The organism is Tolypothrix sp. PCC 7601, assembly GCF_025677855.1.
Taxonomy (GTDB): Bacteria; Cyanobacteriota; Cyanobacteriia; order Cyanobacteriales; family Nostocaceae; genus Aulosira; species Aulosira diplosiphon.
Map to the genome: position 1 here is coordinate 5,186,820 of NZ_CP064879.1, position 17,321 is coordinate 5,204,140.

15 protein-coding genes and 1 pseudogene are annotated in these 17,321 nt (G+C 40.5%); 5 read left to right on the forward strand and 11 right to left on the reverse strand.

Going from position 1 to position 17,321, the window contains the following annotated elements; all coding sequences use genetic code 11:
* Window positions 1-154 precede the first annotated feature (154 nt).
* The 3 genes from HG267_RS21260 to HG267_RS21270 all read right to left on the reverse strand — a co-directional run bounded on the left by HG267_RS21260 (window position 155) and on the right by HG267_RS21270 (window position 4,847).
* The gene (locus HG267_RS21260; protein WP_045867876.1) at window positions 155-2,230 is read right to left on the reverse strand and encodes an FHA domain-containing protein; all 2,076 of its coding nucleotides are present in this window, start codon (window positions 2,228-2,230) and stop codon (window positions 155-157) included.
* 455 nt (window positions 2,231-2,685) lie between these two features.
* Window positions 2,686-4,437 (reverse strand): sensor histidine kinase, encoded by a 1,752-nt coding sequence (locus HG267_RS21265; RefSeq protein ID WP_045867878.1) that lies wholly within the window; start codon window positions 4,435-4,437, stop codon window positions 2,686-2,688.
* Between the two features lie 173 nt (window positions 4,438-4,610).
* The gene (locus HG267_RS21270) at window positions 4,611-4,847 is read right to left on the reverse strand and encodes a hypothetical protein (protein ID WP_045867879.1); all 237 of its coding nucleotides are present in this window, start codon (window positions 4,845-4,847) and stop codon (window positions 4,611-4,613) included.
* Between the two features lie 575 nt (window positions 4,848-5,422).
* On the opposite strand from HG267_RS21270, the gene lepA reads away from it, so the two are divergent.
* From lepA to HG267_RS21285, 3 genes are all read left to right on the forward strand, one after another.
* The gene (gene lepA, locus HG267_RS21275; RefSeq protein ID WP_045867880.1) at window positions 5,423-7,234 is read left to right on the forward strand and encodes a translation elongation factor 4; all 1,812 of its coding nucleotides are present in this window, start codon (window positions 5,423-5,425) and stop codon (window positions 7,232-7,234) included.
* A 558-nt stretch (window positions 7,235-7,792) separates the two neighbouring features.
* Complete coding sequence (locus tag HG267_RS21280; RefSeq protein WP_045867881.1) at window positions 7,793-8,983, forward strand: glycosyltransferase family 4 protein; 1,191 nt, start codon at window positions 7,793-7,795, stop codon at window positions 8,981-8,983.
* A 149-nt stretch (window positions 8,984-9,132) separates the two neighbouring features.
* Window positions 9,133-10,197, forward strand: coding sequence for a cyanophycinase (locus HG267_RS21285; protein WP_045867882.1), 1,065 nt, complete (start codon window positions 9,133-9,135; stop codon window positions 10,195-10,197).
* Here HG267_RS21285 and HG267_RS21290 read toward each other — a convergent pair.
* The 5 genes and pseudogenes from HG267_RS21290 to HG267_RS41970 form a co-directional block, all read right to left on the reverse strand.
* A complete protein-coding gene (locus HG267_RS21290; RefSeq protein ID WP_155538948.1) occupies window positions 10,183-10,335 on the reverse strand; it encodes a histidine kinase in 153 nt (50 codons plus the stop codon). The two genes, HG267_RS21285 and HG267_RS21290, sit on opposite strands and share 15 nt — an antisense overlap.
* Before the next feature lie 18 nt (window positions 10,336-10,353).
* A complete protein-coding gene (locus HG267_RS21295; protein WP_045867883.1) occupies window positions 10,354-11,520 on the reverse strand; it encodes a cysteine desulfurase family protein in 1,167 nt (388 codons plus the stop codon).
* Window positions 11,521-11,627: 107 nt separating this feature from the next.
* Window positions 11,628-11,930 (reverse strand): annotated as a pseudogene (locus HG267_RS21300) (restriction endonuclease subunit R); the annotation flags it as partial.
* 82 nt (window positions 11,931-12,012) lie between these two features.
* The gene (locus tag HG267_RS41965; RefSeq protein WP_052335042.1) at window positions 12,013-12,201 is read right to left on the reverse strand and encodes a hypothetical protein; all 189 of its coding nucleotides are present in this window, start codon (window positions 12,199-12,201) and stop codon (window positions 12,013-12,015) included.
* Window positions 12,202-12,281: 80 nt separating this feature from the next.
* Window positions 12,282-12,410 (reverse strand): hypothetical protein, encoded by a 129-nt coding sequence (locus tag HG267_RS41970; protein WP_369792165.1) that lies wholly within the window; start codon window positions 12,408-12,410, stop codon window positions 12,282-12,284.
* Window positions 12,411-12,516: 106 nt separating this feature from the next.
* Here HG267_RS41970 and HG267_RS21310 point away from each other — a divergent pair, with 106 nt between their 5' ends.
* Complete coding sequence (locus HG267_RS21310) at window positions 12,517-13,131, forward strand: hypothetical protein (protein ID WP_045867884.1); 615 nt, start codon at window positions 12,517-12,519, stop codon at window positions 13,129-13,131.
* On the opposite strand, the gene HG267_RS21315 is transcribed toward HG267_RS21310, so the two are convergent.
* From HG267_RS21315 to HG267_RS21325, 3 genes are all read right to left on the reverse strand, one after another.
* The gene (locus HG267_RS21315) at window positions 13,132-13,788 is read right to left on the reverse strand and encodes a type I restriction endonuclease (RefSeq protein ID WP_045867885.1); all 657 of its coding nucleotides are present in this window, start codon (window positions 13,786-13,788) and stop codon (window positions 13,132-13,134) included. It lies immediately after the preceding gene.
* A 19-nt stretch (window positions 13,789-13,807) separates the two neighbouring features.
* The gene (gene bcp, locus HG267_RS21320; protein ID WP_045867886.1) at window positions 13,808-14,302 is read right to left on the reverse strand and encodes a thioredoxin-dependent thiol peroxidase; all 495 of its coding nucleotides are present in this window, start codon (window positions 14,300-14,302) and stop codon (window positions 13,808-13,810) included.
* 71 nt (window positions 14,303-14,373) lie between these two features.
* Window positions 14,374-16,224, reverse strand: coding sequence for a right-handed parallel beta-helix repeat-containing protein (locus HG267_RS21325; protein WP_045867887.1), 1,851 nt, complete (start codon window positions 16,222-16,224; stop codon window positions 14,374-14,376).
* A 148-nt stretch (window positions 16,225-16,372) separates the two neighbouring features.
* Between HG267_RS21325 and HG267_RS21330 the strand changes: the two genes are divergently transcribed.
* Window positions 16,373-17,212, forward strand: a complete 840-nt coding sequence (locus HG267_RS21330; RefSeq protein WP_045868829.1) for an FAD-binding domain-containing protein — start codon at window positions 16,373-16,375, stop codon at window positions 17,210-17,212.
* The last annotated feature ends 109 nt before the right edge of the window (window positions 17,213-17,321 follow it).

Sequence of the window (17,321 nt, forward strand, 5' to 3'; positions counted from 1 at the left end):
AAATTCCGCGCAGCAGTTTAGCCATCAGAATTACATTGTTGATTTTGCCAAAATTTGAGGCATAAAAACAGACAAATCTGCCATAGCGTAAATCAAGCAGCAATTCTCAATCAATGAGTACTTACGCTATAATCACTGGATATTTTACATATTATTATTGCTTTAAGCTTTTCAGATAAAAAACCAGGGCCTCTGCTGTTGGTATATTAGTTGCTAGTAAAACTTTGTTAATATTGCAGCTCCTCAATAGTGCTTCTTCATTTGCTTGACTAGTCTGCGGTATGAGGAAATCTCTCAAGAAAATAACTGCTGAGATATCACCAGAGTTAACTAATGTATTAATTGCTTGATATCCATTAGAAGTGGTGGCTGGAATTTGGTGACTAATAGTGATACCTGCTTGTTCATGCAAGACTTCGCTAATCGATTGCCAAGCAATAGTATGATGATGTGAAAAAAACTCTTGATGCTGTTGCACAAATTCAGCTAATTCAGCTTTTTTGTTTTCATGAGCTAAAAGCACTATATTTTTCTGAGTAATTTCTAGCTGAGTTTGAATGACAGTTACTTCCTCATAAATTTCACTAGATTCTGCCTCTGAGGAATCATAAATTTCAGCAAAAAGTTGATTAATTGACTCAGATGTTAACAGCGTTAATTCTGGGCTAAAATCATCTTCAAGTTCTTCATTTAATAGAGCAGATAGAGCATCTGATTCGCTCAATTCGCTAGTTGCTTCCGATACTTCTGTCAGAAAAGCCTCTTCATTAACTACTCCTGCATCATCAGCTTTAATATCTTCAGTTTGATTGTTGATAGGTTCCGGTACTTGGCAAAATAAAGCTTTGGACTCAATCAGCATCTCGTCTGAGAATATAGCTTCTTCATTGCTAAACTCTGGGGTAAAGCCATCCACAAATTTTGGAGCTGCTACACCATCAATATTGACTTTAAAATCTTCCTCAATAACTTCATCACTGATATGCGGTGGAACTTCAATGATGATATTTTGTGGTTGATGGGATAGATGACGCGGTTGCACAATTGTTAACTCTCGCGGAATTTCTGCATCCCAATCTATATCTAAATCTGCAATTTCTGGAGGAAGTTCACTCACCATTTCTGCTGGTTGTCGGAATTTATCGCGCGGTTGTACATCGGTAAAGTCTTGCAGAATTGGCATTTCTAAATCGAAAAAATCATCATCATTATCAGCGACAACTTCATTCAAGGTTGCTGCTGGTGGCTCAACTTGAGCGCGCTGCTGTACATCAGTAAAGTCTTGCAGAATTGGTATTTCCAAATCGAAAAAGTCGTCATCAATATCCGCGACAACTTCATTCAAGGTTGCTGCTGGTGGCTCAACTTGAGCGCGTGGTTGTACAATTGTCAATTCTCGCGGAATCTCTGCATCTCCTTTGATCTCTGCAGAAATTTCGCTGGCTGTCTCTGGAACCGAGTCATTTAAATCTTGTGGCTGCACAAAGGTAATTTCTTCGAGAAATGGTGCAGCTACATCAACATCATCTACCTCTGCGGAAATTTCATTTCCTATCTCTGGTAATGGAGACATTAAACCTTGTAGTTGCACAAAGGTGATTTCTTCGCTCACTGATTGAGCAGCATCAGTATTTACATCACTAAAAGAGGCAGAAAATTCATTTGCTGCTAGTGAATTTTCAATGATGTTTTCTAGTGCATTGATTTCCGATTCTAGTTCTGAAGTTTCTAATTCGCTTTTATCGTTACTAAATTCTACAGCCGATTCAGAACTTAAGTTATGTGCAACTTTGCTATTTACTTTTGCTGGATTAGCAATATTAATATTGCTAATATTGTCATTGACTCGCCAGCCAGCCAACAGTGATGGATCGATAGTTTTAAATACAGTTGCTGGCAATTGTTGAGGCTTAGGAATAATATCTTCCACAGTCATCACGTAATCACCAATGCGGATAATATCTTTATCCTTTAACTGTACTGGCACATTTTTTTGAGCTAGTTTGCCGTTAACAACTGAGCCATTTCTACTTCCCAGATCACAGAAGTAGTAATTACCATTATGAGCAAAAAACTTACCATGTACCCTACTCACATCAGGGCTATTTAATACCAAATAAGAATCAGGAGAACGACCAATCATACATTCTCCTGTTGCTGCAGTTGCTAATGCTAGATCAAGTTCGTTAACTTCATCTGCTGTTGGTGAATAGTTAACTTTTATTTTCATATTAATTTTTTGTTATTTTTATTAATTTCTACTACCCAACGCTGACTGCTTGAATCTTCTAAATTTAAAATAGCATCTGTGTGAGCGATGAACATGGTAACAAGAAAGTCTATCTGCTCATGAGAATTATTGCTGACGAGTGATGGAATATAGGGTATTGATGATTAGTTGCGCTACTTAGTTCCCTTTATTTCCCTTGTTTCTCATTCTATTATTGCGTAAACGCAAAAGTGCGATCGCACCTAAACAGTGCTGAGTCAAAAAACAGCAAATTCAACCAGGCTACTACCTCTGGTAAGTACTTGAGCAATATTTTGATAATCCAAAAATACTTCCTAAGCTGAAGAGATTTGCTCAGGTCGCTCCTTTCACCCTTCCCCTTTTCCCAGTCCCCTTTTCCCAGTCCCCAGTCCCCAGTCCCCTTTTCCCAGTCCCCTTTTCCCAGTCCCCAGTCCCTATTTCCCCAGACAATCATCACCACAGGAAACAATGACTGGTTGCTGATACAAAGGTACAGTGAATGTGACTGTCGAACCCAAGCCTTCACCTAAGCTGTAAAAATTCACTTCTCCGCCCATCGCTTCTACCAGCTTTTGGGATATAGCTAGTCCTAAACCAGTTCCCCCATACTGACGAGTACGGGAACCATCAACTTGAGAAAATAATTGAAATAGTTTATCTTGCTTGTCTAAAGAAACACCAATACCTGTATCTGCTACGCGAACTTTCACCATGCCAGGATATTGCTGTTCTAGGAATTTAGCCTTTTTAATCACAATATCAGCACTGATAGTAATACCACCTTCTTGAGTAAATTTAATGGCATTACCTACCAAATTGAGCATTACTTGTAACAATCTTTGATAGTTACCTTGAACAACTATTTCATCAGAAGTATTAGGCAATTGCATCTGAAAGCTGAGGTTTCTCATCTCGGCTTGGGGACGCATGAAATTTTCTACATCACTAAATAACTCAGCCAATTGTACAGGAGTACAATCAAGCTCCATTTTGCCTGCTTCAATTTTGGCTATATCCAAAATATCATTGATGATATTAAGCAGGTGGATGGATAATTGATGCGCTTCTTGTAAAAACTGGTTTTGTTCTTCTGGATCATCTGCCATCCCTTCCAAAATCAGCTTTAAAAATCCAATCATCCCATTCAGGGGAGTACGGATTTCGTGGGAGACGTTAGCTAGAAACTCACTCTTGAGGCGGGAAGCATCTTCGGCTTTTTGTCGCGCCACTTCCAATTCTTTGTACAAAGTAGCATGAGCGATCGCAGTCCCTAACTGATCCGCTACCTCTTTGGCGAGCTCAATTTCTGCATCTGTTAGCGGGTAGCATTCATCTCGTAAATTCAACGCCACCAAGCTATTTGCTTGGTCTTGATAGGATGTCGCTACCACTAAAATTTTTTGGTTAGGACATAGACTAGACCCTGGTGCTTGCACTACTACGGGTTCTAAGGTAGCCAAAGCCTGAGCAAAAGCAGGTTCAGCGGCTAAATTTATATCTGAACCCAACAGAGATTTGCACTGGGGCTGATGATACTCTGCTATTACCCGTACTTTTTGGCTAGAAGGCTGGTAAGGGCAAATAATACAACGCTCTAGCCGCAGTACTTTTCCTAAACTATCAACTGTTTGTTGCCAAATAATGTCTATATCAAGGTTGCGGCGAATATTTTTAGTAATTCGGTTTACCAGTTTTTGATGCTGCTGTGAGCGAACAGCCAACTCTATCTGTGTAGGTTTTTTGGCAATTACATCTACTTTCTTAAGATTGACTTTCGCTTGCAGTAAGCGTCCCATCACCAAAACTGTGGTAGCCGCTTTACCCAATTGCGGCATAATCGGAGAGATTACCAACTCCAACTCAAATAATTCTTGCCCGTAACTAAACCAGCATTGCAATCTTTCGGGCACCAAATTTGTCAAAATTCGGTGTAACCGTTCCAAATAAGCCACATTATCCACTGGGACAAAGTTGGCTTCCTCATTAAACTCATCAACTATTTGCTCAGGATTTAACCCGAGAATTTCACTATGCTGCCAATAAAAAGTCAGGTAACGTCCTGACCCATCTTGTGTAAATACCAACTCAGCTCCTAGAGTTGGTGGCATATAGTCGGTCTGATGATTAATAGAGTTTCGATTCTGGGAGAATAAGTGTGGCAATTGCGAATGGGCAGTAATAGTCATTATCGAGTTGGATATACGATTAGCAGCCGACAACATTATTACTAAAGCTGCTTAAAGTTTGGCATAAATTATTACAGCTTTTGAGCCTTTGGTTGAGTGTTTTGGATATTTTGTCAGCCAAAGTGGCAAACTTTACATTCTTTTGATTTTTTATTTACAGTTTATTTATGAATTTAGTCATTCCATTCGCCTCGGGGTGGAATAGGAGCGCGTAGTGGAGTACGTGTTAATTCATCATCTCTGGGAATATCACCCCGTAACCATTGCCGAATGGCCACTTCAATCACTTTGCTGGGGTCATTGGTTAGATGCTGAATTTGCTCTACTAACTCGGAGTCTAGGCGAACAGCTATTTCTACCTTATCGGCTTGTCTGTTGTCCGCATCCGTAGCTTTTTCTTTCATATTCATAGGTTTATATACTCGGAAATTGTTGTGTCAAAAGCTTTTTAAAGCAGTACTCTTATAAATTTCGGATTCAGTTTACTGACAAATGAAAAAAATTATAGTTACATAGTTCCCCGAAATTGTACCAAAGTAACAGCTTCTCCTCGCAAGTGGCAATTTTCATAGAAGATACCAAACAGTAGCTCTATTGCTTTTGTGTCAGTAAATCAATAATTTACGGGCAATTACGCCGGGAATTACCACGCTCTTCACACTATGTACTTATACATCTTTATTGTACGCTTCTGGTTGATCAATACCATCGGCCGAAGGGAAAATGGGAATGGGGAATGGGGAATGGGGAATGGGAAATGGGGAATGGGAGGAAAGAATTTATCTTGATTATTGTACAGACGCGATTCATCGCGTCTCTCTTGACAAATGACCAATGACCAATGACAAATAACAATAAACAAAGATTTCTTTGGCTAATGATGGTTGTCTCGCCCGATATGCAGCGTCGTTGCCTAAGAAAGCATTAAAATACATTCAGTAATTTGCTCTCTCTACCTTGGTTGCTTTTTCAGCAAAAATAGTATATGACTGACGTTCCCGCAGTTCGCATTCGCAATTTTTGTATTATTGCTCACATCGACCACGGGAAATCCACCCTTGCCGATCGCTTACTCCAAGCCACTGGTACTGTTGAAGATCGGCAGATGAAGGAGCAGTTTCTCGACAATATGGATTTGGAACGGGAGCGCGGCATTACCATTAAGCTGCAAGCTGCCCGGATGAATTACACTGCTAAAGATGGTCAGCAGTATGTGCTGAATTTGATTGATACGCCAGGACACGTGGATTTTTCCTATGAGGTGTCACGCTCTCTTGCTGCTTGTGAAGGGGCGTTGTTAGTGGTTGATGCTTCCCAAGGCGTAGAAGCTCAAACTTTGGCGAATGTGTATTTAGCTCTGGAACATAACCTGGAAATTATTCCGGTGTTGAATAAAATTGACTTACCTGGTGCAGAACCAGAACGAGTCATCAGCGAAATTGAAGAAATTATCGGTTTAGATTGTAGCGGTGCGATTTTAGCCTCGGCTAAAGAAGGTATTGGCATTAATGAGATTTTAGAAACAATTGTAGAACGGGTACCACCAGCTCCCAATACTGTAGATCAGCGCTTGCGGGCGTTAATTTTTGATAGCTACTATGACAGCTACCGGGGTGTAATTGTTTACTTCCGGGTGATGGATGGTAGCCTCAAAAAAGGCGATCGCGTTTATTTGATGGCTTCTGATAAAGAATATGAAATTGACGAGTTAGGGGTGCTTTCTCCCACTCAAAAGCAAGTTAATGAACTGCACGCCGGGGAAGTAGGTTATTTAGCCGCCGCTATTAAAGCTGTAGCTGATGCCCGGGTGGGTGATACCATTACTCTGTCTAACGCTAAAGCTGCAGAACCTTTACCAGGTTATACAGAAGCCAATCCAATGGTCTTTTGTGGGATGTTCCCCATTGATGCTGACCAATTTGAAGACTTGCGGGAAGCCCTAGAAAAGCTCAGACTTAATGATGCAGCCCTACATTACGAACCGGAAACTTCTAGCGCTATGGGTTTTGGTTTCCGTTGTGGGTTCTTAGGTTTGCTGCACATGGAAATCGTGCAAGAACGCTTAGAAAGGGAATATAACTTAGATTTAATTATTACAGCGCCTTCAGTAGTTTATAAAGTAACTACTTTGAAGGGCGAGGAACTGTATATAGATAATCCTAGCCATTTACCCTCTCCCAACGAGCGCGAAAAGATTGAGGAGCCTTACGTTAAGGTAGAAATGATTACTCCTGAAACCTACGTGGGTACGTTGATGGAGTTATCGCAAAACCGCCGGGGGATTTTCAAGGATATGAAATATCTTACCCAAGGGCGCACAACCTTAACTTATGAGTTGCCTTTGGCGGAAGTCGTCACTGACTTTTTTGACCAAATGAAATCGCGATCGCGTGGTTATGCCAGCATGGAATATCACCTGATTGGTTATCGCGAAAATCCTTTGGTGAAGCTGGATATTATGATCAATGGCGATCCGGTGGATTCGTTGGCAATGATTGTACATCGCGATAAAGCTTACAACGTCGGTCGCTCAATGGCTGAGAAGCTCAAAGAACTGATTCCCCGCCATCAATTTAAAGTACCAATTCAAGCGAGTATTGGTAGTAAAGTCATCGCCAGTGAACACATCCCCGCTTTGCGGAAAGATGTACTAGCCAAATGCTACGGTGGTGACATCAGCCGGAAGAAGAAACTTTTGCAAAAGCAAGCAAAGGGTAAGAAGCGGATGAAATCTGTAGGTACGGTAGATGTTCCTCAAGAAGCATTTATGGCAGTATTGCGACTGGATCAAAGTTAATTAATTGGGCATTGGGGAGGCAGTGCGTTGGACGGGTTTCCCGGCTTAAAGCAACTGCCGTCATTGGGCATGGAAGCAGTCCCAAGTCCCTCTTATCCCTAACTAAATAAAAATTATTAACGGAAACACTCCATCAAGGCTGTGTTTCTGTTATTTTTTGGACTTTTTATGCAAAATTTGCCTAATAATACCAATTAAAAAAAGAATACGACAGATACACAGACCTAAAGCCTTTTTATGCCTGGATTCCTAATAGAAATAGCAAGATTTTTACCTTCAGCTTTCACCCTTCAGCTATACATCTATAGGAGTTGAAGATTTTTGAGCAATTAATCTGAAGTTGCTGTATCATGGCAATTTATTGAATGCATATGAAGGTAAATATGAAAAGTTAGCTTCACTAATATTCATATTTACAGACAGATGAATCCAAAGAGAATGTTAAGAATATTGACAATTTTAGTATATATACTCACTCTAATTGTCACACTTGTACCTTTAGATAAATTATAGATTTTAGCTATTTATCAATTTGAAAAGCTTCGGGGAGTCCAGTTAATGAAGATATTAGTGTTAAGTTGGGAGTTTCCACCCAGGATTGTCGGTGGAATCGCTCGCCATGTAGGGGAGTTATATCCGGAATTAGTGAAATTAGGACATGAAATCCACTTGATTACTGTGGAGCATGGACAGGCTTCGATGTATGAATTAGTCGAGGGAGTGCATATACATCGAGTCCCGGTAGCGGCTAGTAGAGATTTTTTTCACTGGATAGTTAACTTAAATGAAAGCATGGGGCATCATGGTGGTAAGCTGATGCTGGAAGAAGGGCCATTTGATTTAATCCATGCTCATGATTGGTTAGTTGGTGATGCAGCGATCGCGCTGAAAAATAACTTCAAATTACCTTTAATTGCGACAATTCATGCAACTGAATACGGACGCTACAACGGTCTGCATACAGACACCCAACGCTATATCAGTGGTAAAGAAAATCTGTTAGCTTTTAACGCTTGGCGAATTATCGTTTGTAGCGAATATATGCGGCGAGAAGTAGAAAGAGCATTACACAGCCCTTGGGACAAAATTGATGTCATTTTTAACGGTATTCGGCCAGAAAAGAAACAGCATCATGAAGATTTTCATGCTTCAGCTTTTCGCCTTCAATTTGCCGAAGATTATGAAAAAATTGTTTATTATGTTGGGCGCATGACCTATGAAAAAGGTGTGCCTTTATTACTCAATGCTGCACCCAAGGTTCTGTGGGAAATGGGTGGTAATGTCAAATTTGTGATTGTTGGTGGTGGTAATACTGACCATCTCAAGCGTCAAGCTTGGGATTTAGGAATTTGGCATAAATGCTATTTTACTGGTTTCCTTTCTGATGAATACTTAGATAAATTTCAGACTGTAGCTGACTGTGCAGTTTTCCCCAGTCTTTATGAACCCTTTGGGATAGTTGCATTAGAAAGCTTTGCCTCTCGCGTTCCCGTAGTTGTATCTGACACTGGTGGTTTTCCGGAAGTAGTGCAACATACTAAAACAGGCATTGTCACTTGGGTGAACAGTCCCGATTCGATTGCCTGGGGTATTTTAGAGGTGTTGAAAAATCCTGGGTATCGCCAATGGCTGATTGATAATGCTTTTGAGGATTTAGAGAAACGCTTTAGCTGGCCAAAATTAGCCCTGCAAACCGAAGCTGTATACAAGCGAGTAGTGCAAGAGCGATCGCGAGTAGAATGGTTTTAAATTGCACAAGCAGCAAAAAACCAAACAGAGAATAAAATATAACTCTGCATTTTTGGCATTAAAAAACAGTACAAGCCTTGTACGCTGGGAATTACACCCCTTCTGGTGAGAGAGTTAGCAATATTTGCAGTTTGCACCAGAAGGTTAGCATGACCAAGGCCTTTCCAAATATAGCAAAGTGGTTAAAGAACCTAGGAACCATGTTGCTGAAGATGGGAACCACCTTCATAACCCATATTACAGCAAACTTGAGACGCTATTTTCAGGATATTGTTCCCGAAGATGTCGATTCTTTATCGCCTGTACCGACCTTACCTGCTTTACCTGCCTTACCTCACCTAGCTGGGCCTGTTCTTAACTTGGGTGGAGGTGGCCCGGATGTAGAAGCAGCAATTCAATGGATGATTCATCAGGTGAGGGGTGGTACTAACTGCGCTACCAAAGTAAATGTTGTAGTTCTCCGCACCTATGGTAATCACGATTACAATCGGGTGATTTATGACATGAAAGGCGTAAAGTCTGTAGATACGCTGATTATTAGCAATCGCAACGATGCCAACAGAACGGAAATTGTTGATAAAATCCGCAGAGCAGATGTAATCTTCGTTGCTGGCGGCGACCAATGTCAATATATTCGTAACTGGAAAGGCACTAAGCTAGAGGCTGCTGTCAACTCAGTTTACGCCAGAGGTGGCGGAGTTGGCGGTACTAGCGCAGGTGCAATGATCCAAAGTGAATTTGTTTATGATGCTTGCGCTTCTTCCGAAGAAGGCATTGAAACCAAAGACGCGCTGGAAGATCCCTATCAAGATATCACCTTCACTTACAACTTTTTTAAATGGCGGTATCTGGGCGGCACTATTGTTGATACTCACTTTGATAGGCGTAAAAGAATGGGGCGAATTATGGCTTTTATCGCCCGTCAAATCCAGGATGGCAAAGCGAAACGTGCTTTAGGTATCGCCATTAGCGAAGAGACATCGGTTGTCATTGATAAATACGGCATAGCCAAAGTCATGGGAAGAGGTGCAGCATACCTTGTTTTAGGCGATCATCCGCCAGAGATTTGCAAACCCCGTACACCTTTAACATTCCACGACTACAAAATTTGGCGTATCCCCCGTGGCGATACCTTCGACCTCAAAAACCTGCCCACCAAAGGTTATTATCTCCGCAGTGTCAAGCGGGGAAGGTTTAGTTCAGATCCGTATTGAAATGGGGCATGGGGCATTGGGCATGGGGCATTGGGCATTGAGCATGGGTATTTGGTGTTTGGTAATGAGTAATGAGTAATGGCTATTCTCCTCTGCTGCCTCATCTCCCTCATCTCCCTCATCTCCCTCATCTCCCAATCCCCAATCCCCAGTCCCTCACACCAAACTAGCCTGCTTGCGTAAACTTTGAATGGTAGCGATCGCATGTTTGGCTATGATATCAATCTCCTCTGGGGTATTAAAGCGACCAATGCCAAAGCGTACTGATGCATAGGCTAGCTGTGAGGGATGTCCCAAGGCGGTGAGGACGTGGGAGGGTGCTGTACTGGCTGAGTTACAAGCAGAACCGGAAGAAACTGCCATGACTGGTTGTAATCCTAAGCTAAGTGCAGCCCCATCTACTCCCTCAACGCTGATACTGAGGTTTCCGGCTAGGCGTTGGGTGGGGTGTCCGTTGAGATGAACTCCTGGTATTTGGGAAAGCTGTTCCCAAAGTGTGAGCCTGAGTGCTGTAATGCGTTGGTTTTCTGTGGCTTGTTCTGCTGAGGCGATTTCCACAGCTTTACCAAAGCCGACGATTTGCGGTGTATATAAAGTACCCGATCGCATTCCTCGTTCATGTCCACCGCCATGTTGTTGCGGGGCTACTTGGACTCTGGGGTTGCGTCTGCGGACATATAGCGCACCGATGCCTTTAGGGCCATATACTTTATGTGCAGTCAGTGATATCAAGTCAATTTTCTGTGCTTGCACATCCAAGGGAATTTTACCAATAGCTTGGGCGGCATCGGTGTGGAAAAGAATATTGCGATCGCGGCAGATTTCGCCAATGTCTGATAGTGGCTGCAATACCCCAATTTCATTATTTGCAGCCATCACCGACACTAAAATTGTCTCTGGACGTATAGCTTTTTCTAACTCATTTAAATCAATTAACCCGTCTTTTTGGACAGGTAGCACTGTAATGTCAAAACCCAGTGTTTTTAAATAGTTACAGGGGTCGAGAACAGCTTTATGTTCTGTCGCCACAGTAATAATATGTTGTCCCTTTTGAAAATAAGCTTCTGCTATACCTTTAATGGCTAAATTATTGGCTTCTGTAGCACCACTAGTAATCACAATTTCTTCTGGTGAGGCGTTAATAGCTGCTGCTAAAATTTCTCGTGTTTGTTTAACAGCTGCTTCTGCTTCCCAACCGTAAACGTGGCTGATACTTGCTGGATTACCAAACTTTTCTGTGAAATAAGGCAGCATTGCTGCTAATACTCGTTCATCAACGGGGGTCGTAGCATGGCAATCTAGGTAGATGGGACGATTCGACATAATCAACTCAAAATTTGACTTAATTTTTTGAATATCCTGAGAACTTGATATAAGTAGGTCTGCGAAATTAAAGATAACTAGCTGAGGCTGTCATTTGTCCTTGGTCATTAGTCATTAGTAAGGATTTCAAGCCTATTTATGTTTGTTAACATAGTTTGGTTTATTTCCACTGACTTACTTAATTCATTTTCTCGCTTGGATAACGTAAATTTATCAGACAAAGCATACTCCGATTTATCTTGCTGGATGAGCTTGATAAACTGGAAATCTTCTCCACTAGTTACACAGCCAAAGATAGGTTTCTCTGGATCAGGATTAGCTAGCATATAAGCGATTGCTTGAGGTATAGCTTCTAAAAGGGAAAAACTAGCTCTTTTAGATTCAATTACTAACAACCATAGTTGTTCTTGAATAACTCAGGACTTACGCAAGCAAAATTTGTCATTGCGACCGGAACGAAGTGTAGGGAAGCAATCCCAGAATCTCAGGCGATTACGTCGCTGCGCTCGTAATGACGTAATTACGTGACTTTTGCGTAAGTCCTATAACTAAAACGTCAATCCTTTCTCTAACAATTTCGTCTTTATCCTCAATCGCAATTTCTATTGACTCTTCTGTAGCCAGTAAAAATGGTTCGCGATAAAATCCTGCTAAATCTAGTAAAGGAGATAATACCACCATTTTGACCGCATTCTCTAAAATTGGTGGACGTTTAACTAGTCTCAGAAAGTTAGTTTTAACTCTATCTAGATATTGCTTTTCTAAATCTGTGATTTCTGGCAGAGAATCGTACCATTCTGGAAAAAATCTTCGCTTTCAGACTGTCGCAAACCAAATCTTTCTTCTAAATAAGCAAGACCGACATTTTGAGCTTGGATTACTTGAATCATGATGGATACAACAAAACTGATATTACTATTTTAAAGCTTTACAAAATGTTACAACCTTTTAATTAATCAGCGAAATTTCCTTATTCATGGAGCGTGGGTAGTAGAGATGGCATACAGTGAATTTACTCTGGCTCAAGTTAGAGAAAAATTTGGCTTAATTATAGAGGAACCAGATAATTTGTTTGCTGAAGTTGCTGGTATAGATCCCAGTCAAATTTTACAAACGTTTCTGAAAGAGAACTTGAATTTAGCAACAGCAATTAATACAGAAAAAGCTCGTTCAGAGCTAATTATTACTCCTATTTTATTAGAGGTAAGAAGAAATTTTAACTTTAAAGTTGGGTTCTTTTCCGGGACAGAGTTTAACGTTGATAACGCATCGGGTCTGAATGGTTATTGTGATTATATACTTACTGCATCTGCGGAAATATATGAAATTCGCACTCCTGTAGTAACCTTGGTAGAGGCTAAGAATGAAAACATCAAAGCTGGTTTAGGGCAATGTATTGCTGAAATGGTTGCTGCTCAAATATTCAATCAGCGTCAAGGAAATAGCATTACGACTATTTATGGAGCAATAACCACTGGTACAGATTGGAAATTTTTAAAGCTGACTGATAAAGATTTATCTATCGATAGAAGAGACTATTATATTGTCGAAATCAATCAAATATTAGGTATTTTATCGACACCTTTTCAGGTTTATTTGACTGTTATTTAATTAAATTAAAATTTGTCCAATTCTCTTTAATATATTTAAAACAATATATAGTTCATTTTCACTTCTATATAAGCTAAATCTATCAGATAGAGCATATACAGGATGATTTTGTCTGCTTAGTTTGATAAATTGAAAATCTTCGCCATTTAGCACGAATGCATATACAGGCTCATCACTATGCGGCGCAGCTAGCATATAAGTAAGTGCCTGCGGAATTGCTTTAGTTAAAGAAAAAGTAGACCTTTTTGATTCAATTATTAGTAACCACAACTTATTTTGAATAACTAGTACATCAATTTTACCTTTGATAATTTCTTTATCTGCTTCGGCTTTATTTGCATTACCGATAATTACATCTTCACTAATTTCTATACTTTCTTCTGTAGCGATGGAAAAAGGCGGACGATAAAAACCTGCTAAGTCTAGTAAGGGCGACAATACAACTAATTTGATTGCCTCCTCTATAAGAGGAGCATTTTCCAGTAAACTGAGATAGTTAGTTTTAACTCTATCTAAATATTGCTTTTCTAATTCTGTGATCGCAGGTAAATCGTCAAACCACTCTGTAAAAAATTGCTCATCTTCAGCTTGATGCAGAGCAAAGTTTTCCTTGAGGTAAGCGAGAGTGACGTTTTGTCCCTGGATAATTTGCACCATAGGTTATTCAGCCAATATTCTAAGATGATGCACTTGATATAGCTGTCAATTCCTGTAATTTAGTTAAAACCTGTTGAGCATGAGCTTTAACTTTCACATTTGTCCAAGTATAAGCAATTTTGCCATCAGGAGCGATGAGAAAAGTTGAGCGCACAACGCCCATATATTCCTTACCCATAAACTTCTTTAATTGCCAAATTCCATAAGCTTCGGCTAACTCATGTTGTGGGTCGCTTAACAGGGTGATTGTTAAGTTATGTTTAGCGATAAACTTACAATGAGACTGGCTAGAATCGGGACTTACACCTAATATTTTTGCACCCAGGGCGCTGAAGTTTTGATTTAACTCGGTAAAATCTTTTGCTTCTGTCGTGCAACCAGGAGTGTTGTCTTTCGGGTAGAAATAAAGAATTACCCATTGACCACTAAAATCAGCGAGACTGACAGAATTACCATTTTGGTCAGGAATAGAGAAATTAGGGGCTGGTTGTGTAACTTGGGGAATATTGCTCATATTGGAAGATTCAAGAATTGCGATCGCTTTCAAATTTTACCGATATTTGCCACCCCTTGAAGGAAAACAGTCTATTCGATGTTCCCGCTACGCTGCACCTTAGAACTAGTATCAATATAAAACGCGCCGAGATTATTACCGCTTAAATCGCAGTTTTCCACTGTACCTAAACCACCATCGTGGACATAAACGCCGCGTCCTTTATTTTGATTGATTTTACAGCGTTGAATTACAGCGTTACCATTGGTTCTAATTTCTATCCCAGATAAATCATGACCTAAGATTTCGCAATCTTCCACTGTGGCTTGTCCATCCTCATAAACAAGAACTCCGCCTTGTTTGCCATCATGAAATTTGCACCTCTGGATCATAGCGCTGCTATGATCCTTAATTGCTATGCCAGATAGACCATTACCGAAGATATCGCAGTCTTGTACTGTACCGCGACTGTTTTTTTGAAAAAAGATGCCCGCTTGTACGCTATCGTGGATTTTGCACTGTTGGATAATGGGGTTAGCTGTTGCACCAATCACACTGACGCAAGAAAGGGAATCGGAAGTAATATCGCATTCAGCTAAGATTAATTGACCTTGAGGAATGTCTACAGCAAAGAAATTGTTATTCTTTTTTCCTGCTACACCACGTAAAGTTAAACCTCGGACTTCCGCTTTGTCTGTTTGCATGACAATGCAATTTGAGTTTGCACTCTCAATCACAATGTTAGATACAGGCCCATCACCAATAATTTTGAGTGGCTTGTCAATAATTAAACTTTCTTGATAAAAACCTGGATTTACCAAAATCTGGTTACCAGGTTGAGCATTTTTAATTGCTTCACTAATAGTTTTATAGTCACCCAATCCATTACTAGAAACTGTTAGAGTCGTTTTGTTTTTAGTAAAAAATGTATATAAACCAACTGGGATAGCTAACCCAATGGTACCAAAACCCAGCATTTGCAATACACGCCGTCTCGGCCATTCGGGCGGTGGTGGTAATGGCGGCGGTAGCGGTTGTAAACTTTGGTCAATTTGGTCTAATCGTTGTAAAATTTCTTGAGTGTTTGCTGGTCGGTGACCGGGTAAATGGGCCATCATTTGGTCGATTAAATCTGCCAACAAGGGCGAAATGTGAGGCGCGCAACTCCGCCAGCCCATCTCATTGGTGTAAGAATTATAAATTGCTGGGTCAGTAGGTTGTTTACCTGTGAGTAAATAAACAAACGTGCGTCCCAAAGCAAAAAAATCTGACTGAAGTACAGCCTGACCATTCATTTGTTCTAGTGGTGTGTAACCTGCGGAAATAATTCCTGTTACTTGACCTTGAGCCTGTGCGAAATAGTAAGTTTGTGTAAGTTCCCTAGCTGTACCAAAATCAATTAATGCTAATTCCCCAGAACTCGCCCTTAGCATAATATTAGGTGGCTTAATATCTCTATGGAAAAAGTTTTGTTTGTGTACGCGATCGAGAATTGTCACTAATTCCCGTAACCATTGCAGCGCTAAATTTTGGTCAATCGGACGCATTCCCCGATTTTCCATATATTTCTGCAAATCCATCCCCACAATTTTTTCCATGACAAAACAATGGCTGGGGTTTTGGCTGTTTCTGGGAAAATAAACAAAGTAAGCATCGCGCTCAACTTTGGGAATACCAGGGTGATTAAGTTTACTTAAAACTTCTGCTTCTTGCTGAAATAGTTCTATAGCTTTTTGATGATTATTTGTGAGAACTTTAACCACTTTTGGCGTGTCAGTGCGGACTTCCATCACCTCAAAAGTGACTGCAAAGCCACCACCGCCTAACTGACGCACGACACGATAACGTCCTTGTAGTAGTAGTTCTGAGCCGCAACTAAGACAAAATAGTTCATCATTACTATTTTGTGGGTTTGTGCATTGAGGATTGATGCAGAAGCTCATTGCGTCAGCAGGTAACAGTTTTATCTGCTAGTTTACCTTTATCACCTTGATTTTCCTGTAAAGAGTTTTTAGCGATCGCAATTCTCCTCTCTCTCGAGGAAAAGGGGAATGAGGAAGACAAATGCCAAACTTATCAAGTAATCAAAAAATGCGACGTGAATTTTCTCATCGTGATCAATTAATAGCCTATCTCCGCCAAGAATTCCCGAAAGCCACAGAACGGGATGATTCTATCAGCGAAATAGTGGGGGGACGGAAAGCTGCAGAACAAGCATTAGCAAAAGTTGAGCCTGTTACCTATGCAAAAACACGGAACTTTTTAACTGGTGCAGTCACAAAGCTTTCACCTTATATTCGCTATGGAGTTCTCAGTCTGCGAGAAATTAGGGATTATATACAAGAGCAGATACAAAACCCTGAAGATGCGACTAAATTAATTAATGAATTAGGCTGGCGCGATTACTGGCAGAGATTATATGAGAAGCTAGGAAATAGCATTTGGCAAGACCAAGAAGCATATAAAACTGGTTACACAGCTAAAAATTACGCGCCTGATTTACCAAAGGATATTCAAACAGGTAGTACAGGATTAGTATGTATTGATACTTTTAGCCAAAATTTAAGAGAGACAGGCTATCTACATAACCATGCTCGGATGTGGTTAGCAGCTTATATTGTCCATTGGCGGCGGATTCGTTGGCAAGCTGGGGCGAAATGGTTTCTACAACATTTATTAGATGGCGATCCTGCTAGCAATAATATGTCATGGCAATGGGTGGCGAGTACTTTTAGTCAAAAACCCTATTTTTTCAACCGCGAAAATTTAGAACGCTACACCAACGGAGTTTATTGCCAAAAATGTCCGCTTTACGGTCATTGTGATTTTGAAGGTAGTTATGAACAATTGGAACAGCGACTATTTCCCCACGGTGAATTTAATAAACAACCTAATAGCCAAAGTTGGCAACGTGGGAAGAAGAAAAGATAAGTTTTTAGACTTAAAGCTGTATTGGATGTATTTCGCGCCAAGATTGTCAACAATTGTAGAGACGCGATTAATCGCGTCTCCAGAGAAGATATAACTTTTTACCATTCCC